We start from the raw sequence: 23,853 nt of genomic DNA on the forward strand, positions 1-23,853 counted from the left end.
CCAGCCAGCATGGTGAATCAGAAACTCACTGATTTGGGAATCCCAAATCGATTCAACTTAACCCCATCCCGCTTTAGAAATTGGGTGGGACCGCCAGACGCGACAAAAATAACTGGCGGTCCCGTGCCGCTTCATCAAAATGCTGGCCGGGGAAGTGCGGCTTCGCCGGTCAGCGGAGGCGACGCGATCACCGTAGCAACGGGGGCCGCAACGGCCAACGCAATGTCGGCCTTAACCTAACCTTTAAACCTTACTGCACCCGGATTTCCGGGAAACCGCCCGTAAACTTACGGGAAGATGACGAAATCAAGGGTAGGCATCCACCCAGCGTCACGCGCTCTTCTTCGCTTTCTTCTCGCCGTTGTCCTTCTCGGCTTTCTCGCCATTCTTGGCGTTCTTGCCGTTCTCCTTGCGGCGGTTGGTGAAGCGCGCATTGCCGAGGCCGGTGCCGATCGTCAGGACGCCCCAGCGTTCGACATCCTGCATGAAGGGGACTTCGGAAAGGCCCTGCACCACGCCGTCATTATGCATGACGATCGCGGTGTCGTGGTCGCCGATTTGCGGGATCGCCTCGACCAGGCTTGCCGGCAGGTTGAACTTGCTGCTCTCCCAATTGCCCGGCAGGTTCTGCGCGCCCTTCTCGATCGAGCCGTCCTCATTGATCACGCCGGGACAGGCGATCCCGATGAAGGGCGCCAGCTTCAGCCCATCGGTCTCGGCTTCCGCGATGAGGTCCTGCAGCATCTCGACCAGATGCTCCACCGCGGCTTCGCGCGTCGGTGCTTCGTCGGCATGGCGCCACAGCTCGGATTTCCAGACCGTGGCCTTGGAGAGGTCCGGCGCCTTTTTCCAGCGCGTCTCGACTACGCCGCAGCGGATGTTGGTGCCGCCGATGTCGACCGCCAGGATACTGTCATGAGCTTCGAAGATCCATGACGGCGCCAGATGCAGGCAGCCGATCAGCCCGGCTTCGTCGGGGTGATGGCGGATCGGCTGAAGATCAACCTTGAACTTCTCGTCCTTGAGGATGATCTCGGTGCGCGCGATCGCTAGCTCGCCAAGCCTGGAGTCACGGAAGCCACCACCGACCACGATGCGCTCAGTCTTGGCCCAGGCCTTGGTCTTGAGGAAACGCCGAGTCACATAGGCAAGCTCCAGCGCGAACTCCTCGATCGCGCTGTGAACCACGGCGGAGGCTTCGGTGTCGTCGCCGATCAGCATCGCGTCCAGCGTCTTCTTGCTGACCTGGTCGGACGGCTCATCGCCGAACGGGTCCTCGCCGGTCTTGCGCAGCGGCTTGCGCCAGCGATCGAGGATCTTGCGGAACGCGCTCTTGCTGGCGCGGTCACCGAGGAAACCCTCGTCGTCCTTCAGTTCGATGTTGAAGCTGTCGACGTCGACAGACGGCAGCCGCGTCGCACCGTGGTGGGCGATCCCCGTTGTCAATACCAGTTCGTCGGCCATGAAATCCTTGCCCCGGTTGGAACCCGGGGATAACGGCCTGGAACGGGTTTAGTTGCGCCCACGACGGCGGTTAGATCTTCTTGTTTGAGCATGATCTTTTCGGAAAACCGGACTCCACTTTTCCGGATCATGCTCTAATCAGGCCGCCAGCCGCAAAATCTTGACGACGTCGGCCGGCTCGCGGATCGGCTGCGGATTCGAGCGGGTGAAGATCGATAGCATCGCATTCTTGCCGATCAGCTCGAAGCGGTCCTCGCCCACCCCGACATCGGCCAGCCGCCGCGGCAGGCCGAGCCTGGCGATGAAGGCGGCGAAGGCCTCGCCAGCATCGAGCTCGGGCGCGCCAAGCGCTGCCGCGATCTTCTTCTGCGCCTGCTCGGTCGCGGGGCGATTGTAGCGCAGCACGCTCGGCATCATCACGGCCGTGCAGAAATAATGCGGCACATCACAGGTGCCGCCGAGCACATGGCCGATCGCGTGGCTCGCCCCCATCGGCACCCGCCCCTGCAGCCCGAACGCCGACATCCAGGAGCCCAACTGGCAATTGATGCGTGCCGCTTCGTCGTTCGGATCCTCCTTGGTGCGCAAGAGGCCGTCATGGAGATAGCGCAGGCCCTGCAGGCAGACGGCATCGACCAGCGCATTGCCGCGGATCGAGCAGATCGCCTCGATGCCGTGATCCATCGCGCGGGTGCCCGAGCCAAGCCATAGCTTCTCCGGCGTGTAGCGCGTGATGGCGGGATCGAGGATGATGGTGCGCGGCATCATCATCGGGTGATTGAAGATCTGCTTCAGCTTGCGGCGCGTGTCGGTCACCAGGGTGCCGGAATTGTACTCGCCGCCGGACAGCGTGCTTGGGATCGCAATCATCCGCACCTTCGGCGTGCGGAACGGACCGAAGCGGCGCTCCGGCGTGGTCTCATAGCCGTCGAGCCCGGAAGGATCGAAGATCTCGTGCTCCATGCACATCAGCACGATCTTGGCCGCATCCACCACCGAGCCGCCGCCGATCGCGACGACGAGATCGGCGCCGGCCTCCTTGGCCTGCTTTGCGGTCTGCACCACGACGTCGCGCGTGGTGTGCTGCGGGATGCCGTCGAAGGTCGCGGCATAACGATCGCCGAGGGCGGTGCGGATCTTCTCGATCTCGTCGGTCGTGGTGTTGAGCGTGCGGCTGACGATTAGATAGACGCGTTTGGCGCCGAGCCTTTCTGCCTCCTCGCGCAGCGCTTCAGTCGCGGGCTTGCCATAGATAACCGAGTCCATTGGGGGATATTGATAGCTGCCCGCGCTATGCATGTTCGTCTCCGTGTCTGGTGCGTATCGGACGTCAGGCCTGGAACTTGGTGAAGTCAGGTGGCCTACGCTCGGCGAAGGCTGCAAAGGCTTCGCGCGCTTCGGGCGTCTTGAGGCGCTCCTTGAACAGGCTGCCTTCCTCGGCCATCCGCGCCGCGATCCGCTCATGGTCGCGCATCAACTGCTTGGTGAGGCTGAGCGAGCCGGCCGGCCGCTTGGTCAGCGCGATCGCTGCATCGCGCGCCTTCTTGCGCAGCTCCGTCTGCGGCACGACTGCATTCGCGAGCCCGCAGGCCAGCGCCGCGGATGCCTCCATCGGCTCACCGAGCGCGAACATCGCGTAGGCCCGCGCATGGCCGATCCGAAGCGGCAGCAGGAAGCTCGAGGCCGCTTCCGGCACCAGCGCGAGATTGACGAACGGCGTGATCAGCCGCGCATTGTCGGCGAGATAAACGAGGTCGCAATGCAACAGCATCGTGGTGCCGACGCCGACGGCATTGCCCTGCACGGCGGCAACCAGCGGCTTCTTGGCCTTGCCGATGGTGGCGATGAAGCGATGCGCTCCGCCCTCGACGGAATTGTTGCCGCTGGATTGGCTGGCAAAATCAGCGAGGTCGTTGCCCGCCGTAAAGCTGTCGCCATCGCCCTGGAACAGGATCACCCGGACCAAGCCATCGGTCTCGGCGCGTTCGAGTGCGTCCGACATGGCGTCATACATCGCCACGGTGAGCGCGTTCTTCTTCTCGGGACGCTGCAAGGTCACCGTCATCACGCCGTCGACGATCTCGGTCTTGACATGCTCGCTCATGATTTGCTCCCTACCCCGCCGTTACCACTTCTCGCCGAACGGGCGGATTTCCAGCTCAAACGTCCAGGCGCTCTTCGGCTGCTGGTAGAGCTGCCAATAGGAGGCGGCGACGGAGGACGGCGGCATCAACAGATCGGGATTGTCGAGCGCGTTGGGGCCCAACGCTTCGATGCGCCGCTGCCGCACCCATTCGGTGTCGACGCCGGAGTCGATGATGAGATGGGCGACATGGATGTTCTTCGGCCCGAGCTCGCGCGCCATCGCTTGCGCGACCGCGCGCAGACCGAACTTGGCGCTGGCGAAGGCGGCGTAGCCCGATCCACCGCGCAACGATGCCGTGGCGCCGGTGAAGAAGATGTTGCCCTGGCCACGCGGCAGCATCAGCCGCGCCGCCTCGCGTCCGGCGAGGAAGCCGGAATAGCAGGCCATCTCCCAGACCTTGCGGAACACGCGCTCAGTGGTCTCCAGGATCGGAAAGTTGACGTTGGCGCCGATGTTGAAGATGCAGACTTCGAGCGGTGCGTGCTTGTCGGCATCGCTGAGGAAGGAGATGATCTCCTCCTCCTTCCGCGCGTCGAGCGAGCGGGCATGGATCTCGCCGCCGGCCGCCTCGATCTCCTTCACCAGCGGCTCGAGCTTGGCGCCGTTACGTCGTCCGGCGAAGATCGTGAAGCCTTCGGACGCAAATTTCTTGGCGATCTCGCCGCCGATATAATCGCCGGCCCCGATGACCGCCGCCGTCGCATTTCTCTTCTGCATTGGCCTCTCCCGACTGCTGATTGGAAATAAATCGATCTCGCCGCGTGCTCAGGACGTGCGCAGCGACTCCGCCAGTTTGTGCTTCAATATCTTGCCCGTCGAGGTCGCCGGCAGCGCGTCGAGCAGGATGATCTCCGAGGGCCGCTTGTAGGAGGTGAGCTGCGGCGCGACATGGGCCATCAGGTCCTCCGCCGTCGCCTTCGAGCCCTGCAGCAGCTGGACGAACGCGACCACTTCCTCATTGCCCTCGACCGGCCGCCCCACCACGGCGCACTGCACCACGGCGTCGTGGGTCGAGAGCACCGCCTCGATCTCCGCCGGATAGACGTTGAAGCCGGAGCGGATGATCATCTCCTTGGTACGGCCCACGATATAGAGGCAGTCGCCCTCGAAACGCGCGAGATCGCCGGTGTTGAACCAGCCATCGGGATCGATCGCCTTCGCGGTAAGATCGGGCGCGCGGTAATAGCCGCGCATGACGTTGGCGCCGCGGACATGGAGCTCGCCGACCGCGCCGCTTGCGACCAGCTTGCCATCCCTGCCGACGATCCTGGCCTCGAGACCGGGCAGCAGCGTCCCGACGCCATGGTCGGCTCTCGGCGCCTCCGGACGGATGCCGGAAATCCCGGGCGAGCATTCGGTGATGCCGTAGCCGTTGAGCAAAGGCAGCCCGAGCTCCTGTTCGACCCGCGATTTCAGATCGAGGTCGAGCGGCGCGCCCGCGACCGAGATCAGGCGCAGCGCGCCGCGGTTCAGTTTCGAAAGACCTGACGTCCGCTTGTATTCGAGCAGGCGCTGATAGGTGGCGGGAACGCCGTTCAGGATCGTGATGCCTTCCTCCGCCATCGCCCGCACCAACGCCGCCGGATCATACTTCGCGACCAGGCGGACCGTGGCGCCGGTCATCAGCGTCATCGTCAGCAGCGAGATGCCGACGATGTGCGAGATCGGCAGCACGCAATATTGCACGTCGTCCGACGTCATGTTGCGCAGCGCCGCGGTGGTCTGGGCGCTGAACAAGAGATTGCGGTGCGTCAGCATCACGCCTTTCGGCGCGCCCGTGGTGCCCGAGGTGTAGATCAGCACGGCAACCTGGCTGGCGCCGTCGGCCTCGACCGGCTCGGGCGAGGTCGCCTCGTTCAGCGCGGATACGCCGATGCCATAGAGCGGGCCGACATCCTGCACCGGTGCGCTGTAACGCGCGGCATGCGCGGCCGCTTCCTTGGAAACGTCGGTGGTGAGGAAGACGCGGCGCGCGCCGCTGTGATCCCGGATCTGGTCCAGTTCGCGCGGCGATAGCCGCGGATTGACCACGATCGCCCAGGCATCGAGCCGGCTCGCGGCGAACAGAAGGCACGCGAGCGGGATCGCGTTCTCGCTGACGATCATGATGCGGTCGCCGGCGCGGATGCCGAGCGCACGCAGCGCGTCCGCGGTGCCGCCAATGGCGCGATCGAGTTCGCGGTAGGTCAGGCTGCCGCCGTCATCGATCAGCGCCGTGCGATCCGGCGTCGCCGCGACATGCCGGTCGATCACCTCGTGGATCCGGTTCGGCAGATTTGCCAGAATTTCGGCCTCCGGGGCCGCTCGCTCCAATATCGTCAACGACACCTCCCGCCTCCACGACCCTTGTTCCGGGCCTTGCTGTGAATTGGTTTGCTTAGGTTCCTGGCCGTCTCGCGCAGCCTTTCGCCGCCGCGAGCTGGGCGACGATCTCTTCCTCAACCTCGCGCAGGCGATCCTTGCCGAAGAACATCTCGTCGCCGACGAAGAAAGTCGGCGAGCCGAACTCGCCGCGTGCCACCGCGGCTTGCGTGTTCTCGATCAGCTTCTTCTTGACGTCGTCCTGCTGGATGCGCGCGAGCACGCGGTCGATATCGACACCGGAGGCGAGGAACGCGTCGCGGAAGACCTGCGGATCGTCCATCTTCTTTGGCTCGACCCACATGTGGTGGTAGGCCGCACGGAAATAGGGCTCGAACAATCCCTCGAATTCCGCGGCGATCACGCCGCGCATCAGCATCAACGTGTTCACCGGGAAGAACGGGTTCGACTTGAATTTCGTGATGTGGTGGCGCCGCAGGAAGCGCTCGGTTTCCAGTGCGTTGTATTCGGCCTTGTTCTTGATCCCGCGCAGCGAGTCGAACGGCGACATGTTGCCGGTCGCCTTGTAGACGCCGCCGAGCAAGACTGGGACGTAGTCGAACTTCACGCCGGTGCGCTTTTCGATTGCCGGCAGGACCAGCTCGGCGAGATAGGCGTTCGGGCTGCCGAAATCGAAGTGAAACTCGACTTTGAGCGGAGCAGCCATCGATTGCCTTTCCTCGCATAGGCCGGCCCATCGCCGCCATCGGTTGCGACCTCGGCTTTAAAGTTCTATTTTAGAACTGTCAATAGCGGATTGGGCTCTGCGGTAACGGTCGGCGCACAAACGGTTGAACGCGCCTCAGTGCCGAATTAGAATGAATCCTGCTTCGCGGACTGCAGGTGACTGGAGACATTGATGAAATGGGATACGCTTGAAGAGGAGCCGTGCTCGCTGGCCCGCACGGTGGCCGTGATCGGCGACCGCTGGAGTCTCCTGATCCTGCGCGAGTGCTTTCTTCGCAAGCGGAGGTTCGAGGCGTTCCAGTCCTCGCTCGGCATCACCCGCCATCTGCTCGCCGAGCGGCTGAAGAAGCTGGTGCGCTTCGGCGTGCTGCGCCGAATCCCGTACCAGGAATCGCCGAAGCGCTACGAATATATCCTGACGCAGAAGGGCCTCGACCTCTATCCGATCATCATGTCGATCGTGCACTGGGGCAACATCCACATGGTCGACTCGCGCGGCCGACCGATGCTGCATCAGCACAAGAACTGCGGACACATGTTCGACCCGGTGATGGTCTGCTCAGAATGCGGCGAGCCGCTGTCGGCCAAGGCCGTCCATGTGCATCCGGGCCCCGGCGCCCGCCAGACCTCGCCGGTGCACGCCATGGCGGCGGACGATCCGAAGGCGAAGACCAAGACCGGGACGTGACTGGGGCGCGGTAGCCCGGGTGGAGCGGAACGCGTAACCCGGGGCCGATGGATGACCCGGGTTGCGCTGCGCTCCACCCGGGCTACGCGCCGGGAAGTAAGCTCAAACCGGCCTAAAATCGCTCCAAATCCTTCAATTTGGGCGGGTTTTCGGCCCGGTTGCCTTGACTCCTGGCGCTTGGCCGCTATAACGGCGCCCAATCCGGCGTGGGATTTCTCGCGCCGCTTGTTTTTGTGCGAATTCCGGGGCAGGTCCCCGCCGCGCGAAAATCGTAACCCATAGCGACTGAACAAGAAGCCGGCCCGAGGGATACCCCGAGGACGGGATCGAACACGAAGGAATAAAACGATGTTCGCAGTCATCAAAACCGGCGGCCGGCAGTACCGCGTCGTTCCGGATGATGTTCTCGAGATTGGCAAGATCGCCGGCGATGTCGGCACGATCGTGCAACTTGGCGAAGTTCTGGTGGTCGGCGGTGAAACGCCGGTCCTGGGCGCGCCGACGGTGGCAGGTGCTTCTGTGGCGGCCGAGGTGCTGCAGCACAAGCGCGGTCCGAAGGTAATCGCGTTCAAGAAGCGCCGCCGCAAGAATTCCCGTCGCAAGCGCGGCTATCGCGATGAGCTGACGGTGCTGAGGATCACCGAGATCCTGACCGACAACGCGAAGCCGACGATCGGCCCGCGGCCGAAGAAGGAAAAGGTTGCTGCAGCGCCCACTGAGGATGCTGCATAAACCTTCAAAATCGCGGCGTTAGAGAAATGTGATTGTCACGTATCAAAAGTTGAAACGTGACAAAAAGTGAAATGATTCCGTCAAGGAATTGATCTAGAGAATTACTGCAGTTGGAGACGAGCTATGGCTCACAAAAAAGCAGGCGGTTCATCGCGAAACGGACGTGATTCCAAGGGCAAACGCCTTGGCGTCAAAGCGTTCGGTGGCGAGCTCGTGATTCCCGGTAACATCATCGCGCGTCAGCGCGGCACCACCTGGCATCCGGGCCTTAATGTCGGCATGGGAACCGATCATACCCTGTTCGCCAAGGTCGAGGGTCGTGTGGAGTTCCGCGCCAAAGGCAATGGCCGCACCTTCGTATCGGTAATTCCGGTGCTCGAGGCCGCAGCCGAATAGACGGTGGACGATATGAGTCCGCCGGATCCTGTTGAACCGGCGGGGCTCTAAGAGGCTCCAGGGGAGGCGGGATACCGGCCTCCCCTTTTCTGTTGCGCGTGTCCCATGTGGGGCCACGCGCAAGGATCGAAGCGTAGCGTACCGTTATCGCATCACAGGAGCCCGACATGCTGCAGGATATCCCGACCTCAATATTACGCGAGTCGAGAGGTTGCGTCCTCGAGACCGAACGGCTGACCTTGCGCAAGCCGACGCTCGCGGACGTAAAAGCAATTGCGCATCTCGCCAATGATCGTCGCATTGCAGAGAACACCCGCCGCCTGCCGCATCCTTATCTGAACGAGCATGCGGTCGAATTCGTGCGTGCGACTACCGGGGGAGGCGGCGAGACCGTGTTCCTGATCGAGACCAGCTCCGCGCCGATAGGCGTGGTCGGCATCGACTGGCGCGAGCCTGATACTCCGGAGCTCGGCTACTGGCTCGGCGTCGAACATTGGGGCCAGGGCTTTGGCACCGAGGCCGCGCGCGCCACGATCGACTACTTCTTCGAGGAGTTCGGCCACGATTACCTTTTTTCCGGCGCCCGCGTCGCCAACCCGTCCTCGCGCAACATCCTGGAGAAATGCGGCTTCCAGTGGAGCGGCGTCGAGCTGCACCGCTTCGAAGCGCTCGGCTCCTCCACCCCGGTCGACTGCTTCCGCCTGTCGCGCAGCGTCTGGTCGTCGCTGAGGCGCTGGGGCTCATCGATGCGAAGGGATCGATAGCAGAGAAGACCGCATAGGGTCTCGCCGCAAACAACACCCGTCGTCCCCGCGAAAGCGGGGACCCATAACCACAGGAAGTTGTTGAAGCGCGAGCAAGCAGAAACTGCGCAGCGTCGTTGAGGCTACCCCGGCGGGCTCACCACCGGCTCTTCCCGCCCCAGCTTCTGCTCGCGCAGGAAGATGTAGAGCCCGGCGGCGATGATGATCGCGGCCCCGACGATTGTGGCCCAGGACGGCACGTCACCCCACACGACGAAGCCGAAGATCACCGCCCAGACGATCATCGAATATTGGTAGGGCACCACCACGCTTGCCGGCGCCAGCTTCAGCGAGCGATTGACACAGAACAGCGCCGCGACCGAGATGAGCCCGGCGACGAAGAAGAGAGCAAGGCTGCCGGCATCCGGCGTCACCCAGCCGAACGGCGACAGCACGGCGCCGAGCAGGAACGTGCCGCAGAACTGCGACGAGGTCAGCACGATATCGGGTGTTGCGCGCAGCGAGCGCGTGATCAGCATCAGGACCGCGAACGACATGCTGCCGCCGAGCGCAATCATCGCCGGCAAGCTCACGGTTTGCGCTGATGGCCTGAGCGCGATCAATACGCCGCAGAAGCCGACCAGGATCGCGCTCCAGCGCCGCCAGCCGATCTGCTCGCCGAGCACCAGACCCGACAGCGCGGTGACGAAGATCGGGCCGGCAAGATAATAGGTGATGACGTCGGCGAGCGGCAGGTAGACGGTCGCAAGGAAGAAGGCGGCAACCTCGAGCGTCGACAGCGTCACCCGCAGCAATTGCAGCCAGGGACGCTCGATAGGGAAGAACTTCGCACGCTGCTTCCAGATGATCGGCAGCAGCACCACCAGTGCCGCACAGGCGCGCAGCCACAACAACTGTCCGACCGAATAGGTCGCGACAAGGAATTTCCCCATCGCATCGCCGAACGAGAACATGAAGATCGACAGCAGCATCAGCCCGATGCCGGCAAGCCGGGCGGAGCGATCATCATAGGCGGAGAGTTTTGCGAACAGGGTCATGGATGACTGGGATGCTTCTCGTCATGGCGGGATTAGAGCATGATCCGGAAAAGTGTGGGGCGGTCTTCCGAAAAGATCATGCTCAAACAATAGCCTAAAGCGCGATGATGCTTCATCCTCATCTCATCGCGCTTTAGGCGGAATCGATTGCCGCATCAACATCGCTGCGATACCGGTACATCACAAAACAATTCTGCCGAGGAAAGCCCTGATATGACCGACTTCGACCCCGCCCAGCACCGCATGGTGCAAGCACAGCGCTGGTTCGAAGATTTCACCCTCGGCGAGCGCTTTGTGATCCCGAGCCGGACCCAGACCGAGGCGGTGTTCGCGGCGTTCCAGACCGCCAGCGGCGACACCCATCCGATCCACTATGACGTCGAATATTGCCGCGCCCGCGGCATGCCGCACCTGCTCGCGCACGGCTTTCAGACCCTGATCCACACCGCACCCGGCGCCGGGCTGTTTCCGTTCATCGTCGAGGAATCCATGATCGGCTTTCTCGAACAGTCGAGCCGCTTCTTGAAGCCGGTCTATGCCGGCGACACCATCTATCCCGCGCTCGAAGTGACCGAGCTTGTGCCCGGCCGCACCACCGGCATCGTGACGTTGCGCTCCACCGTGTTCAACCAGCGCCGCGAATTGGTGCTCGAAGGCATGCAGAAGTTCTTGATCCGGCGACGGCCGGCTTAAACCCAAACGCCCTCATGCGCGAGCAGCCAGCGCTTGCGCTCCAACCCGCCGCCATATTTGACCAGCGCGCCATTGGCACCGATCAGGCGATGACAGGGCAGCACGACGCTGATCGGGTTCGAGCCGTTGGCATGACCGACAGCGCGCTGCGCGTTGGGCGCACCGAGCTTTGCCGCCATTGCGCCATAGCTCATCGTCGTGCCCACGGGGATCTTCGCCAGCGCGGTCCAGACCTTGTTTTGGAACGGCGTGCCGGCGACGCGCCACTGGATGCCGCCGAGGCGATCGAGATCGCCCTTGAAATATTCGGACAGCGCGGCGCGGATGTCCTTCGGCGCACGCGCCTGTTTCAAGACCACGGCGCCATAGTGCAGGCGCAGCAGCTCGTTCATGCGCGCCTCATAGTCCTCCCAATCCAGCGCGCGGAGCGCGCCGTCGTCATCGGTGACCAGCAACGCCACGCCGATCGGCGTTTCCAGCCGATCCAGGCCAAACGTTGTGGCCGGCTTCGTCAGTTTGTCGCGAACAGGCATTGTCGTTCCAGACATCGATGAACAGTCGCATCTTCGATCCGTCGCGTGCTACCGTCCACCCGGTTTCCGGGGATGGGGGACAAGATGTTCTGGATCGCAAACCTCTTGGTCGCGGTGGTGGCCGCGCTGCACATTTACTTCCTGATTTTGGAGATGTTTCTCTGGACCAAGCCGCTCGGCCTGAAGACGTTTCGCAACTCGATCGAGAAGGCTACCGAGTCGGCCGTGCTGGCTGCCAACCAGGGCCTCTATAACGGCTTCCTCGCGGCAGGCCTGATCTGGGGCCTGCTTCACGCCAACCCGGGCTTCGCGCTTCAGATCAAGACATTCTTCCTGCTCTGCGTAATCGTTGCCGGCGTCTATGGCGCAGCAACCGTCAGCCGCCGGATCCTCTATGTGCAGGCGGCGCCGGCTACGCTCGCGCTGATTCTGCTCTGGCTTGCCTAGGGCATTTTCGAGCGAAGCATGCCCTCGGACTTGATCCGAGGGTGGACACCGGTTCGCGTGAAGAAAACGCGTCAAAACAAGAATCTGGAGCTTCGGTTCTGATTCCATCAGAACCCAAGCTCCAGCCAACACCCTACTTTGGTCGACTGATATCGCTCGGCTTTTCAGCACGACTCCACCTTGCATTGCAGCAAGGGTTCCTCCACTATCGCCGCTAGCGATGGCATCCGGCGGGCCTTTAAGTCCGGCGGAGAAGATCATCGGCACAATCACAACACATGAGGAAACTGCGAATGAGGAACGGGTTTTTGCATCTGGTCACAGGGACGGCGCTGGCATTCGCGCTGTCGGTTTCGGCGGCCAATGCCCAGAAGAAATACGACCCCGGCGCCAGCGACACCGAGATCAAGGTCGGCCAGACCGTGCCGTTCTCCGGACCTGCATCGGCCTATGCCTCGATCGGCAAGACCCAGGCCGCCTATATGAAGATGATCAACGACCAGGGCGGCGTGAACGGACGCAAGATCAACCTGATCCAGTACGACGACGCCTACTCGCCGCCGAAGGCCGTCGAGCAGGCGCGCAAGCTGGTCGAAAGCGACGAGGTGCTTCTGACCTTCCAGATCGTCGGCACGCCATCCAATGCCGCGGTCCAGAAATATCTCAACTCCAAGAAGGTGCCGCAGCTTTTCGCAGCAACCGGCGCCTCGAAGTTCACCGACCCGAAGAATTTCCCGTGGACGATGGGCTTCAATCCGAACTACTTCGTCGAGGGCCGTATCTACGGCCAGTACATTCTGAAGAACCATCCGAACGCCAAGGTCGGCATCCTCTATCAGAACGACGACCTCGGCAAAGACTACCTGAACGGCATCAAAGCCGGGCTCGGCGACAAGGCGGGCAGCATGGTGGTGGCGGAAGCCTCCTACGAGGTCTCAGATCCGACCGTGGATTCGCAGATCCTCAAGATCAAGGACGCCGGTGCGGACTTGTTCTTCAGCGCCACCACGCCGAAGCAGGCGGCGCAGGCGATCAAGAAGATCGCCGAACTCGGCTGGAAGCCGGTGCAGATCGTCGACATCAACGCGACCTCCGTCGGCGCGGTGATGAAGCCCGCCGGCCTCGAGGCGGCCAAGGGCGTGATCAGCGTCAACTACGGCAAGGATCCGCTCGATCCGACCTGGAAGGATGATGCCGGCATGAAGAAGTATTTCGAGTTCATGGCCAAGTACTATCCGGAAGGCGACAAGGACTCGAACTTCAACACCTACGGCTACTCGACCGCGCAGCTCCTGATCCATGTGCTCAAGGAGTGCGGCGACAATCTCACGCGCGAGAACGTGATGAAGCAGGCCGCCAGCCTCAAGAACGTGCAGCTCGACCTCTCGCTGCCCGGCATCGTCGCCAACACCTCGCCGACCGATTACCGCGTCAACAAGCAGCTCCAGATGATGCGCTTCAACGGCGAGCGCTGGGAGCTGTTCGGCCCGATCCTCGAAGACGCCGGCCCGGCGGGCTAGTGGCGCGGCTTATGGAAGACACGATCGGCGGCCTCCGGGCCGCCGATTTGTTTTATGCGTCGCTGCGCTGCTTGACCCTCATGGTGAGGAGCGCGCAGCGCGTCTCGAGACGATGCTGCGCATCGCTCGGAGAACCATGAGGCCCCGCCCGTGGCCTCGCCTTTCGAGACGGTCGCTTCGCGACCTCTTCAGGGGATAGGGCGGAGCACGCTGCCCCATCCGCCATTGCGAGCGCAAGCGAAGCAATCCATCTCTCCACTCGCGGAGGCATGGATTGCTTCGCTCCGCTCGCAATGACAGGAAAAAGCCTACTTCGGAATCTCCCCGAACGTCTTGCCCACCGGCAACACGGCATGCCTGATCAATCGCGAATCCTCCACCGCGGCCTGGCGGTGCTTCACCGCTTCGCGATAGACGGGATCGCGGATCATTTCGACGAAGGCGGCGACGCTTGGGTATTCGGCGATGAAGCTATGATCCCAGCGTTCGGCCTCAGGCCCGATCAGCATCAATTCGAAGCGGCCCTGCCAGACGATGCGGCCGCCGAGCCGCTCGAACACCGGCCCGCTCTCGCGGCCATAGGCCGCATAGGCTTCGGCGCCGGTCACCTTGCGGCCGTCGGGATAGGCGGCCCATTCGCGCAGGCGAACCAGATTGAGCATGTGGATCGGCCCCGGCCGATCACTCTCCCTGAACTGCGCGAAGACTTCCTTGGTCGGATCGATATGGCCCATGCGTCGCTCCTTTCTTTGTTTGGCGCGTTTTCTACGCCTGGTTCCCCAATCCTTACCACGCGCCGCCTCACCTCCTAATCCCGCGTTAAGCTTTGCGTAACCGGGCCTTAAACCGGGAACGCTAGCGTGCGGCGGAACGTGGTGTGAGCAGCGTTTGTGGATGGCGTGGGGAAAGAAAAAGAGCGGCGGGCGCAAGGAGCCGCTATTCGGGCTTCCGGCCGCGCTCGCCGATTTGCGGCTCTCGCCGGCCGACCGCATCCCCAATCCCGAAGACAGACCGAAGAAATCCGCCAAGCGCAGCAGCAACGGCAGCAGCGGCAGCAGTGACCCCGGCGCGGAACCGCCGCGCGAGCGCAAGCCTGCCCCGAGTGGCGGGAAACGGCGGAAATCGCGCGGCGGCTTTTCGATCGGCCGCCTGTTCTATTGGGGCGTGGTGCTCGGCCTGTGGGCGGCGATTGCGGTTATCGGCGTCGTGGTCTGGGTCGGCGCGCATCTGCCGCCGATCCAATCGCTCGAAATCCCGAAGCGCCCGCCGACGATCCAGATCGTCGGCATGGACGGCAGCGTGCTGGCGCAGCGCGGCGAAATGGCCGGCGCCAATGTCGCGCTGAAGGACCTGCCGCCATACCTGCCGAAAGCCTTCATCGCCATCGAGGATCGCCGCTTCTACTCGCATTATGGCGTCGACCCGATCGGCATCGCGCGCGCCGCGGTGACCAATCTCCTGCGTCGCGGCGTGTCGCAGGGCGGCTCGACGCTGACGCAGCAGCTCGCCAAGAACCTGTTCCTCACCCAGGAGCGCACCATGCAGCGCAAGCTGCAGGAGGCCGAGCTCGCGATCTGGCTGGAGCGCAAGCATTCCAAGAACGAGATCTTGGAGCTCTATCTCAACCGCGTCTATTTCGGCTCCGGCGCCTACGGCGTGGAGGCCGCGGCGCAACGCTATTTCGGCAAGTCCGCCAAGAACGTGACATTGGCGGAAGCCGCGATGCTTGCAGGCCTCGTCAAATCGCCGTCGCGGCTGGCGCCGAACCGCAATCCTGAAGGCGCCGAGCAGCGCGCGCAGGTCGTGCTGTCGGCGATGGCGGACGCCAAGTTCATCACCGAGACCCAGGCGCAGGCCTCGATCGGCCATCCCTCCTACAACGTGAAGCCGGCCGGCGCCGGCACCGTGAACTATGTCGCCGACTGGATCGGCGAAGTGCTCGACGACCTCGTCGGCCAGATCGACCAGAACATCACGGTCGAGACCACGATCGATCCGAAGCTGCAGAACGTCGCCGAAGCCGCCATCATCGACGAGCTCGCCGCCAAGAGCGTGAAGTTCAACGTCACCCAGGGCGCGCTGGTGGCGATGACGCCCGAGGGCGCGGTGCGCGCCATGGTGGGCGGACGAAACTATGCCGAGAGCCAGTACAACCGCGCGGTGACCGCCAAGCGCCAGCCCGGCTCGGCCTTCAAGCCGTTCGTCTATCTCACCGCGGTCGAGGCCGGGCTGACGCCGGAGACGATCCGCACCGATGCGCCGCTCGATATCAAGGGCTGGAAGCCGGAGAACTACACCCACGAATATTTCGGCTCGGTGACGCTGACGCAGGCGCTGGCGATGTCGCTGAACACGGTCGCGGTCAGGCTCGGGCTCGAGGTCGGGCCGAAGAACGTGGTGCGGACCGCACACCGGCTCGGCATCTCCTCCAAGCTCGACGCCAACCCCTCGATCGCGCTCGGCACCTCCGAGGTCTCGGTGATCGAGCTGGTCGGCGCCTACGCGCCCTTTGCCAATGGTGGCACCGCCGTCTCGCCGCATGTGGTGACGAGGATCCGCACCGATAAAGGCAAGCTGCTCTACGTCCGCCCGGCCGACCCGCTCGCCCGGGTGGTCGAGCCGCGTTATGTCGCGATGATGAACGCGATGATGATGGAGACGCTGATTTCCGGCACCGCGCGCAAGGCCGAAATTCCGGGCTGGACCGCGGCCGGCAAGACCGGCACCAGCCAGGATTTCCGCGATGCCTGGTTCATCGGCTACACCGCCAATCTCGTCACCGGCGTCTGGCTCGGCAACGACGACAATTCGCCCACCAAGAAGGCGACCGGCGGTGGACTGCCGGTGGAGGTGTGGAGCCGCTTCATGCGCACGGCGCATCAGGGCGTGCCGGTCGCGAGCCTGCCGAATTCGCAAGTCGGCTGGGCGCTGTCGAACCTGGTGCAGGCCTCGTCGCAGGTCAGCGCGCCATCACCGCAGTCGCTCGCGCCACCCGCACCCGTTCCATCCGCCGGTCAGTATCGCCCGCCGCCGATGCCGACGCGCGCGTCCGCGCCCCCCAACCCCAACGCGCGTCCGGAAGCTGCGGCAGGATTGGACGGTTGGTTGGTCGATCGCCTGTTCGGCGGGCGTTGATTTGTTTGCGCTGCCAGCTATTCCACGTCGTCCCGGCGAAGGCCGGGACCCATACCGCGTGATGCCTCAATAAGGCTTCAGCGGCAGTCGCCGTCCGCAAAACTGCTCCCTGTGGTTATGGGTCCCGGGTCAAGCCCGGGACGACAGCGGAGCGGCGCGAGAGCACCCCTTAATCCTCGATCCCGTAGCGGTGCAGGTCGTTGCCGTGGGTGTCGAGCCAGGTCTTGGCGCGATCCACCGACGAGCAGATCCGGCCCACGGTCTTCCAGAACCGCAGCGAGTGATTCATCTCGACCAAATGCGAGACTTCATGCGCGGCGAGATAGTCGAGCACGTAGGGCGGCGCGAGGATCAGGCGCCAGGAGAACGACAGCGATCCGTGCGAGGTGCAGGAACCCCAGCGGCTCGATTGATCGCGGATCGAGACACGGCGCACGCGCACACCGAGTTCCGCCGCATACGCCAAGGAAGCCTTGTGCAAATCCTTGCGCGCTTCGCGCTTGAGGAAGTCGTGCACGCGGCGGTCCATGTGCTCCGGCTCGCCGGCCACGCACAAAATCCTTTCGCCGCTGTCACGGGTCTCGGTCCACACCGTGCCGCGCTCGCCGGCGCGATGCACGAGCCGATGCGGCACGCCGCGCAGCGGCACCACTGTGCCGGGTTGGAACGGTGCCGCCTTCGGCAGACGACCGAGACGCGCGGCGATCCAGCCGCCATGAAGCTGCGCGAAGTCGCGCGCGTCGGCGATGGTGCCGCGCGGCGGCATCGTGAGGATCGCTTCGCGGTCAGTTGGATGAATGCGAAGCGTGTAGCGACGCGCGCGCCTATGCCGCCGTAGCCTGATCGCGAAATATTGGGAGCCGTGCTTGATGAGAAGAGTCGAGGGTTCGGCGGGCCGCCGATAGAGGAGCGCGCGAGTAGCCATTTCTGAGAGTCCGGGGAGGAAGAGTTCGCCCGGATTCTGCCATATCCGCCGCCAGGGAAATCGCTCGGCGCAAAAACAAATCATTTGCCCAATATACAGAGGCTGCCCGTGGTTTGACCCCCACATCGTGGGGTCGGAACCCGAAAAATTTGGGCCGACCCGGCCCGAAATCACTCCCCAAGGAACGAGTCAAAACTCATTCCTTGAGCGATCGCCGAATCCGGATTCTTTTAATCAACTCAGCGACTTACAAACCCACCCAAAACGGGCTCGCTCACGTCGCTATTCAGCGGCTGCGACCAAGGAAAGCCGTGTATTCGCCGACGAAACCATGAAATCGGAGATGCGCGGCACGATTTCAGCGCGGAAACGCGAACCGTTGAACACACCATAGTGTCCGACGCCCTTCTGCACGTAATGCACGCGGCGGTGATCGGGAATCGACGTGCACAAAGCATGCGTCGCTTCGGTCTGGCCAAGGCCGGAGATGTCGTCCTTCTCGCCTTCCACCGTCATCAACGCAACGCGCCTGATCTTGGAGGGAACGACCAGTTCGCCACGATGGGTCATCTCGCCCTTCGGCAGCGCGTGCTTGACGAAGACGAGGTCGACCGTCTGCAGATAATACTCGGCGGTCAGGTCCATCACCGCGAGATATTCGTCATAGAATTCGCGATGCTTGTCGACGAGATCGCCGTCGCCCTTCACCAGATTGGCGAACAGCGCCTTGTGCGCATCCATGTGGCGGTCGAGATTCATGCTGATGAAGCCGTTGAGCTGCAGGAATCCCGGATAGACATCGCGCATCATGCCAGGATGCGGGAACGGCACCTTGGTGATGACATTGTTGCGGAACCATTCGATGCCGCGTTCGGCGGCGAGGTTGTTGACCGCAGTCGGATTGCGGCGGGTGTCGATCGGGCCGCCCATCAGCGTCATCGACAGCGGCACGAAGGGATCGCGCCGTGCTTCCATGAGCGAGACCGCGACCACCACGGGCACCGAGGGCTGGCAAACAGCGATGACATGCATGTTGCCGCCGAGCGCATGCAGCATCTCGATGAGGTAATCGACATAGTCATCGAGATCGAAGCGACCTTCGGACAGCGGCACCATGCGCGCATCGGCCCAATCGGTGATGTAGACCTCGTGGGTCGGCAGGAAGGCTTCGACCGTGCCACGCAGCAGCGTCGCGTAATGGCCGGACATCGGCGCGACGATCAGCACGCGCGGCTGGGGGCTGCGGAGCGGCCGGGTCAGCTTGCGATCGAAATAGAGCAGCCGGCAGAACGGCTTTTCCCAGACCGTGCGGACTTCAACCGCCGTACGCACGCCGTTGACCTCGGTCTCGTCGAGGCCCCAGTCCGGCTTGCCGTAGCGGCGGGTGGTTCGCTCGAACAGTTCGCAAGCCGCGGCGACGGATTTGCCGACTTCGGTATGCGTCCACGGATTGAGCGGATTCTGAAACAGGATCTTGGTGGCGTCGGTCACCGCGCGCGCCGGGTTCAGCGACGAATGCGCCATCTCGTACATCCAGTACAGTGGCGTCGTGAGCGCCGGACTGCCTTCGGCCGCCAGCGGCGGGGCGCCGCCAAATTCACCAATCGGCATTTGCTTCAAAATCCTTGTTTGCGACGCAGCATACTGGCCAATGAGTAATAAAGCGTCAATGCACCGATCGGTCCATTTATGCCTCGAAAAGCCGTAAATAACCGGGAATCCACGGGAAAGTGAAAGTTATTCGCCGCTGCTGAGCAGCGAGCCGTTGCGTTTGGCGCTGCGCAAAAGGGCAAGAAAGATCGAAAATGACGCGACAAGCAGCACCGCGTTGATGACGAGGGCGTCGGCCATCAGCTCGGTGCGGAAGACGTGGTCGATCAAGAGCGCCCGCATGCCCTCGAACACATAGGTCGGAGGCAGCATCCAGGCGACGACCTGCAGCCAGGGCGGCAAGACGCTGACGGGATAATAGATGCAGGCAAGCGGCATCAGCGCGAACATCAGCGTCCAGACGATGCTCTCCGCGCCGAGCCCGTTCCGCAGCACGAGGCCGGAGGCGAAAATGCCGACCGACCAGCTCGTGAAGATCAGGTTGCAGAAGAAGGCGATCAGCGGCAGGCCAATGGCGTAGAAGTTGAACCCGAAGAAGAACAGCGCCAGCAGCGTCATCGGAATGACGCCGATGGCGAGGCGGATCAGGCTCATGATCATCAGCGAGATCAGGAACTCGATCGGCTTCAGCGGACTCATCATGAGATTGCCGAGGTTGCGCGCCCACATCTCCTCAAGGAACGAGATCGAAAATCCGAGCTGGCCGCGGAACAGGATGTCCCACAGGATGACCGCGCCGATCAGGGTGCCGCCGGCCTGCGCAAAGAAGCCCGAGGTCTGCGAAATGTAGTTCTGCAGGAAACCCCAGGTGATGATCTGCAGCGCCGGCCAATAGACCAATTCCAATAGTCGCGGCCAGGACGACAGCAACAGGTACCAATAGCGCAGCACCATCGCGTTGATGCGGTTGAGCGACAGCCCGCGATGGACAGCAATCTCGCTCATGTCGCGCTCTCCCGGGTACGGCCGCGGGCGACGTCCAGGAACACCTCTTCCAGTGTGTCGCGGTTGTAGCGGGCCATGATCCGATCGGGACTGTCGTCATCCTCGATCTTGCCGCGCTTCATGATGATGACGCGGTCGCACAGCCGCTCCACCTCCAGCATGTTGTGCGAGGCGAGCAGGATCGTCGCGTTATGGCTCTTGCGGTAGTTCTCCAGGTGCTGCCGCACCCAATCGGCGGTATCGGGATCGAGCGAGGCGGTCGGCTCGTCCAGGAGCAACAGGTCAGGTTCGTTGATCAGTGCCTTGGCGAGCGCCACGCGCGTCTTCTGGCCGGCGGACAGCTTGCCGTTGGCGCGGTCGATGAAGTCGCGCAGATCGAGATCGGAGGCGAGCCGATCGATCCGCTCTGTGAGATTCCGCACGGCATAGAGCCGGCCGAAGATCGTGAGATTCTGGCGCACGGTGAGCCGCATCGGCATGTCGACATAGGGGCTCTCGAAATTCATCCGCCCGAGCACCTCGGCGCTCTGCTCGGGCATCGGAAAGCCCAGCACATGGATGCGGCCGGAGGTCGGCAGCACCAGGCCCATGATCATGGCGATCGTCGTGGTCTTGCCGGCGCCATTGCCGCCGAGCAGCCCGGTGATGCTGCCGCGCGCGATCCGGAACGAGACATCGTCGACCGCGCGGGTGGCCTTGTAGACCTTCACCAGATGCGCGACATCGATCGCGGCCGAAGCTACGGGATCGGAAGCTGGCGGCTTACGCGAAATTGTCTGTTCGATGTTCATTCAACCCGTTTCATTGAGGCATCACGTCCCCGAGCGCAAGGAGCTCGTCATGCCCGGGCTTGTCCCGGGCATCCACGTCTTACTCTCCCTCGGCGGCAAGAACGTGGATGGCCGGGACCCGGCTACGCCGAGGCTTCGCCGGGCGCTCTAGTGTCAGTCCGGCGAAGCGATAGCGAAGACGGGCAAGCCCGGGCATGACGGAGGCCACAACAGCCAGATCACGCGCGTTTGTGATCGAGCTGTCGTGTAGCTAGAGTGAGGATATGACCGACATTGCCGCCTCCGATTTCCGCCAACCACGCCGCCATGTTCGCCTGGATACAATTCTGCGGCTGCGTTGGCTGGCCGCGCTCGGCCAGCTCGCCGCGATCTTCATTGTCGCGCAGGGCCTGGAATTCGACGTCCCCGTTATCCCCTGCATCGCCATCATCGCGCTGTCGGCGCTGCTCAATCTCGCCCTGCAGATCGCGTTCAACCCGATGCAGCGGCTGGAGCCGATCTATGCCGCGGCGCTGCTCGCGCTCAACATTGTCGAGCTTGCCGGCTTATTGTTCCTGACCGGCGGCCTGCAGAATCCGTTCTCATATTTGTTCCTGGCGCCGGTCCTGATTTCCGCCACCGCGCTGCCGGTCCGGCTGACGATCGCGCTCGGCTGTCTCGCGGTCGCCTGCGCATCGGCGCTGGTGTTCTTTCATTTGCCGCTGCCCTGGGACGCCGACGATCCGCTGGTGCTGCCGCCGATCTATCTGTTCGGCGTCTGGCTCTCGATCCTGCTCGCGATCGGCGTCACCAGCCTGTACGCGTTCCAGGTCACCGAGGACACGCGAAAGCTCTCGGACGCGCTGGCTGCGACCGAGCTGGTATTGGCGCGCGAGCAGCATCTGACCCAGCTCGACGGCCTTGCGGCCGCGGCCGCGCACGAGCTTGGCACGCCGCTCGCAACCATCTTCCTGATCTCGCGCGAGCTGGAAGGTACGGTGAAGGACGGCCCGCTCGCTGCCGACCTGAAGACGCTGCGCGAACAGGCGCAGCGCTGCCGCGACATCCTGGGCAAGATCACCCAGCTCTCCTCCACCGGCGCGCCGTTTGACCGCATGAAACTGTCGACGCTGATCGAGGAAGCTGTTGCACCGCACCGCGATTTCGGCGTTGCAATCAAGGTGCGGCTTGCTGTCGCAGTCACCACGGAACCGGTCGGCGCCCGCAATCCCGCGATCCTCTATGGCGTCGGCAACATCCTGGAAAATGCAGTGGATTTCGCCAACCAGACCGTCGAGGTGAATGCCTGGTGGAACACAGACACCGTCGAGATCGTCATTTCCGATGACGGTCCCGGCATCGCGCCTGATATGCTGAACCGCATCGGCGAGCCCTATTTGTCGCGGCGCCGCAGTGCGGATGAGGCGCAAAACGGCCGCACGGGACTTGGTCTTGGCGTTTTCATAGCGCGGACGCTGCTGGAGCGTACCGGCGCCAAGGTCACCTTCACCAACCGCGTGTTTCCCGATCACGGCGCCGTGGTTCAGATCGTGTGGCCCCGCGACGTCTTCGAGACGAACGATGCCGCCGACGACATGATGGGCTGAACACAATTCGACAATTTGACGCATTAATCGCCGATTTCGGGCGGCCTTGGCATCGCCGCAGTCACACGCCATATGTTTGGGATTGGAGAAGGGATAGCAGAACCGTGAACGCCATCGCCGAACTGAACGATCAAACCGACCGCTCATTGCTCATCGTCGAGGACGACAAGCCGTTTCTGGAGCGCCTGTCGCGCGCCATGGAGACCCGCGGCTTCACCGTGACATCCTGCGATACTGTGTCCGATGGTCTGGCGCAGATCGGAAAGGCCGCGCCTGCGTTTGCGGTGGTCGATCTCCGTTTGGGCGACGGCAACGGCCTCGACGTCGTCTCGGCGTTGAAGCGCAAGCGCCCCGATGCGCGCGCGATCGTGCTCACCGGCTATGGCAACATCGCCACCGCCGTGACTGCGGTGAAGATGGGCGCGATCGATTATCTCTCCAAGCCCGCTGATGCCGACGATGTCGTCGCAGCATTGCTGGCGAGCGGCACCGAGAAATCCGAACCGCCGTCCAACCCGATGTCGGCCGACCGCGTGCGCTGGGAGCACATCCAGCGCATCTACGAGATGTGTAACCGCAACGTCTCGGAAACCGCGCGCCGCCTCAACATGCACCGCCGGACGCTGCAGCGCATCCTGGCCAAGCGCGCGCCGCGGTAATTCGTAGCGTTAATTTGTAGGGCGGGCAAAGCGCAGCGTGCCCACCATTCACGATCGGTGCAAGAGAAGGTGGGCACACTTCGCTTTGCCCACCCTACGGCTCCCCTGTTTCCCCTCATGGTGAGGAGCCGCGCAGCGGCGTCTCGAACCATGAGGCCCCGTCTGTGGCCTCATCCTTCGAGACGCGCGTTCCGCGCTCCTCAGGATGAGGGTCTCACCCTAGTCTAAAACTCCGCATGGCCCTGCGGGTCGAGCAAGCGGTTGAACCGCTGCGCCGCCCCGATCGCAAAGCGCACCGTCATCAGCTTGCGGGTCGGCGCCGGCAGCCGATGCTCCGGCGCCTCGCAATGCATGTGCGCGCCATAGGCGTCGGCGATGATCAGGCCGGTATCAGTGGGAAAGATCTCGCACGGCAGATCCTGCGTGAAGGCAAAGAACAGCCGGTCGCAATGGAGGCGATAGTCCTGCCATTTCTGGTCGGCGCGCAAGTCCTCCACCGACGACTTGATCTCGACGATCCAGATCTCGCCGCGCTCGTTCAGCGCCACGAGATCGGCACGCCGGCCCGACGGCAGCGGCAATTCGCTGATGCAGGAGAACCCGAGCGAGCGCAACAGTCGCGCCGTGCCGCGCGCGATCGCAAGCGCCGTCTCCGACTGGCGACGGTCCGGCGGCGGAACAAGAGCGATGTTGCGGGCGGACGATTCCATATCAATAACCTAGCCGATTCCGC

General features: G+C 63.2%; 24 protein-coding genes. 10 read left to right on the plus strand and 14 right to left on the minus strand.

What is annotated here, in order from left to right:
- Positions 1-330 precede the first annotated feature (330 nt).
- The 6 genes from AC5ZG1_RS23755 to AC5ZG1_RS23780 form a co-directional block, all read right to left on the minus strand.
- Positions 331-1,464, minus strand: a complete 1,134-nt coding sequence (locus tag AC5ZG1_RS23755; RefSeq protein ID WP_456644106.1) for an ROK family protein — start codon at positions 1,462-1,464, stop codon at positions 331-333.
- Positions 1,465-1,602: 138 nt separating this feature from the next.
- The gene (locus AC5ZG1_RS23760; protein WP_456644107.1) at positions 1,603-2,763 is read right to left on the minus strand and encodes an iron-containing alcohol dehydrogenase; all 1,161 of its coding nucleotides are present in this window, start codon (positions 2,761-2,763) and stop codon (positions 1,603-1,605) included.
- Between the two features lie 31 nt (positions 2,764-2,794).
- Positions 2,795-3,568 carry an enoyl-CoA hydratase-related protein gene (locus tag AC5ZG1_RS23765; protein ID WP_496134225.1) on the minus strand — a complete coding sequence of 258 codons (774 nt, stop codon included), beginning with the start codon at positions 3,566-3,568 and terminating at the stop codon, positions 2,795-2,797.
- A 21-nt stretch (positions 3,569-3,589) separates the two neighbouring features.
- A complete protein-coding gene (locus tag AC5ZG1_RS23770) occupies positions 3,590-4,327 on the minus strand; it encodes an SDR family oxidoreductase (protein ID WP_496134226.1) in 738 nt (245 codons plus the stop codon).
- A gap of 48 nt (positions 4,328-4,375) precedes the next feature.
- On the minus strand, positions 4,376-5,932 hold the full coding sequence (locus AC5ZG1_RS23775) for a class I adenylate-forming enzyme family protein (protein ID WP_496134227.1): 1,557 nt from the start codon (positions 5,930-5,932) through the stop codon (positions 4,376-4,378).
- A 55-nt stretch (positions 5,933-5,987) separates the two neighbouring features.
- The gene (locus AC5ZG1_RS23780) at positions 5,988-6,638 is read right to left on the minus strand and encodes a 2-hydroxychromene-2-carboxylate isomerase (protein WP_496134228.1); all 651 of its coding nucleotides are present in this window, start codon (positions 6,636-6,638) and stop codon (positions 5,988-5,990) included.
- A 192-nt stretch (positions 6,639-6,830) separates the two neighbouring features.
- Here AC5ZG1_RS23780 and AC5ZG1_RS23785 point away from each other — a divergent pair, with 192 nt between their 5' ends.
- From AC5ZG1_RS23785 to AC5ZG1_RS23800, 4 genes are all read left to right on the plus strand, one after another.
- Positions 6,831-7,346: a winged helix-turn-helix transcriptional regulator gene (locus AC5ZG1_RS23785; RefSeq protein WP_028162425.1), complete on the plus strand. Its 516-nt coding sequence runs from the start codon at positions 6,831-6,833 to the stop codon at positions 7,344-7,346.
- A 348-nt stretch (positions 7,347-7,694) separates the two neighbouring features.
- Positions 7,695-8,078: a 50S ribosomal protein L21 gene (gene rplU / locus AC5ZG1_RS23790; RefSeq protein ID WP_028162426.1), complete on the plus strand. Its 384-nt coding sequence runs from the start codon at positions 7,695-7,697 to the stop codon at positions 8,076-8,078.
- Between the two features lie 123 nt (positions 8,079-8,201).
- Positions 8,202-8,474, plus strand: a complete 273-nt coding sequence (gene rpmA / locus AC5ZG1_RS23795) for a 50S ribosomal protein L27 (RefSeq protein ID WP_027583052.1) — start codon at positions 8,202-8,204, stop codon at positions 8,472-8,474.
- Positions 8,475-8,641: 167 nt separating this feature from the next.
- Entirely contained in the window at positions 8,642-9,238 is a 597-nt protein-coding gene (locus tag AC5ZG1_RS23800) for a GNAT family N-acetyltransferase (RefSeq protein ID WP_456644112.1), read from the plus strand.
- 122 nt (positions 9,239-9,360) lie between these two features.
- Here the strand turns inward: AC5ZG1_RS23800 and AC5ZG1_RS23805 are convergent, their stop codons facing one another.
- Positions 9,361-10,275 (minus strand): DMT family transporter, encoded by a 915-nt coding sequence (locus tag AC5ZG1_RS23805; protein WP_496134229.1) that lies wholly within the window; start codon positions 10,273-10,275, stop codon positions 9,361-9,363.
- A 213-nt stretch (positions 10,276-10,488) separates the two neighbouring features.
- On the opposite strand from AC5ZG1_RS23805, the gene AC5ZG1_RS23810 reads away from it, so the two are divergent.
- Positions 10,489-10,968, plus strand: a complete 480-nt coding sequence (locus tag AC5ZG1_RS23810) for a MaoC family dehydratase (RefSeq protein ID WP_496134230.1) — start codon at positions 10,489-10,491, stop codon at positions 10,966-10,968.
- Here the strand turns inward: AC5ZG1_RS23810 and AC5ZG1_RS23815 are convergent.
- Entirely contained in the window at positions 10,965-11,501 is a 537-nt protein-coding gene (locus tag AC5ZG1_RS23815; protein WP_130227983.1) for a methylated-DNA--[protein]-cysteine S-methyltransferase, read from the minus strand. The two genes, AC5ZG1_RS23810 and AC5ZG1_RS23815, sit on opposite strands and share 4 nt — an antisense overlap.
- Positions 11,502-11,585: 84 nt before the next feature.
- On the opposite strand from AC5ZG1_RS23815, the gene AC5ZG1_RS23820 reads away from it, so the two are divergent.
- Both AC5ZG1_RS23820 and AC5ZG1_RS23825 read left to right on the plus strand, forming a co-directional pair.
- Positions 11,586-11,948, plus strand: coding sequence for a DUF1304 domain-containing protein (locus AC5ZG1_RS23820; RefSeq protein ID WP_130227982.1), 363 nt, complete (start codon positions 11,586-11,588; stop codon positions 11,946-11,948).
- A gap of 293 nt (positions 11,949-12,241) precedes the next feature.
- Positions 12,242-13,468: an ABC transporter substrate-binding protein gene (locus tag AC5ZG1_RS23825; RefSeq protein WP_496134231.1), complete on the plus strand. Its 1,227-nt coding sequence runs from the start codon at positions 12,242-12,244 to the stop codon at positions 13,466-13,468.
- 308 nt (positions 13,469-13,776) lie between these two features.
- Here AC5ZG1_RS23825 and AC5ZG1_RS23830 read toward each other — a convergent pair whose 3' ends face one another.
- Complete coding sequence (locus AC5ZG1_RS23830) at positions 13,777-14,202, minus strand: DUF1330 domain-containing protein (protein WP_130227980.1); 426 nt, start codon at positions 14,200-14,202, stop codon at positions 13,777-13,779.
- A gap of 160 nt (positions 14,203-14,362) precedes the next feature.
- On the opposite strand from AC5ZG1_RS23830, the gene AC5ZG1_RS23835 reads away from it, so the two are divergent.
- Positions 14,363-16,603: a transglycosylase domain-containing protein gene (locus AC5ZG1_RS23835; protein WP_496134232.1), complete on the plus strand. Its 2,241-nt coding sequence runs from the start codon at positions 14,363-14,365 to the stop codon at positions 16,601-16,603.
- A gap of 169 nt (positions 16,604-16,772) precedes the next feature.
- Here AC5ZG1_RS23835 and AC5ZG1_RS23840 read toward each other — a convergent pair whose 3' ends face one another.
- The 4 genes from AC5ZG1_RS23840 to AC5ZG1_RS23855 form a co-directional block, all read right to left on the minus strand.
- Positions 16,773-17,612: a M48 family metallopeptidase gene (locus AC5ZG1_RS23840; protein WP_496134233.1), complete on the minus strand. Its 840-nt coding sequence runs from the start codon at positions 17,610-17,612 to the stop codon at positions 16,773-16,775.
- 198 nt (positions 17,613-17,810) lie between these two features.
- Positions 17,811-19,139: a polyhydroxyalkanoate depolymerase gene (locus AC5ZG1_RS23845; RefSeq protein ID WP_130227977.1), complete on the minus strand. Its 1,329-nt coding sequence runs from the start codon at positions 19,137-19,139 to the stop codon at positions 17,811-17,813.
- A gap of 126 nt (positions 19,140-19,265) precedes the next feature.
- Entirely contained in the window at positions 19,266-20,084 is an 819-nt protein-coding gene (locus tag AC5ZG1_RS23850; protein WP_496134234.1) for an ABC transporter permease, read from the minus strand.
- Entirely contained in the window at positions 20,081-20,875 is a 795-nt protein-coding gene (locus tag AC5ZG1_RS23855) for an ABC transporter ATP-binding protein (protein WP_130227975.1), read from the minus strand. Before AC5ZG1_RS23855 ends, AC5ZG1_RS23850 begins: the two co-directional genes overlap by 4 nt.
- A 263-nt stretch (positions 20,876-21,138) precedes the next feature.
- Between AC5ZG1_RS23855 and AC5ZG1_RS23860 the strand changes: the two genes are divergently transcribed.
- Both AC5ZG1_RS23860 and AC5ZG1_RS23865 read left to right on the plus strand, forming a co-directional pair.
- Positions 21,139-22,461, plus strand: a complete 1,323-nt coding sequence (locus AC5ZG1_RS23860; RefSeq protein WP_496134235.1) for an ActS/PrrB/RegB family redox-sensitive histidine kinase — start codon at positions 21,139-21,141, stop codon at positions 22,459-22,461.
- A gap of 104 nt (positions 22,462-22,565) precedes the next feature.
- Positions 22,566-23,120: an ActR/PrrA/RegA family redox response regulator transcription factor gene (locus AC5ZG1_RS23865; protein WP_130227973.1), complete on the plus strand. Its 555-nt coding sequence runs from the start codon at positions 22,566-22,568 to the stop codon at positions 23,118-23,120.
- Between the two features lie 224 nt (positions 23,121-23,344).
- On the opposite strand, the gene AC5ZG1_RS23870 is transcribed toward AC5ZG1_RS23865, so the two are convergent.
- The gene (locus tag AC5ZG1_RS23870; RefSeq protein WP_496134236.1) at positions 23,345-23,830 is read right to left on the minus strand and encodes an MmcB family DNA repair protein; all 486 of its coding nucleotides are present in this window, start codon (positions 23,828-23,830) and stop codon (positions 23,345-23,347) included.
- Positions 23,831-23,853 lie beyond the last annotated feature (23 nt).

It is taken from the genome of Bradyrhizobium sp. Leo78 (assembly GCF_059512425.1).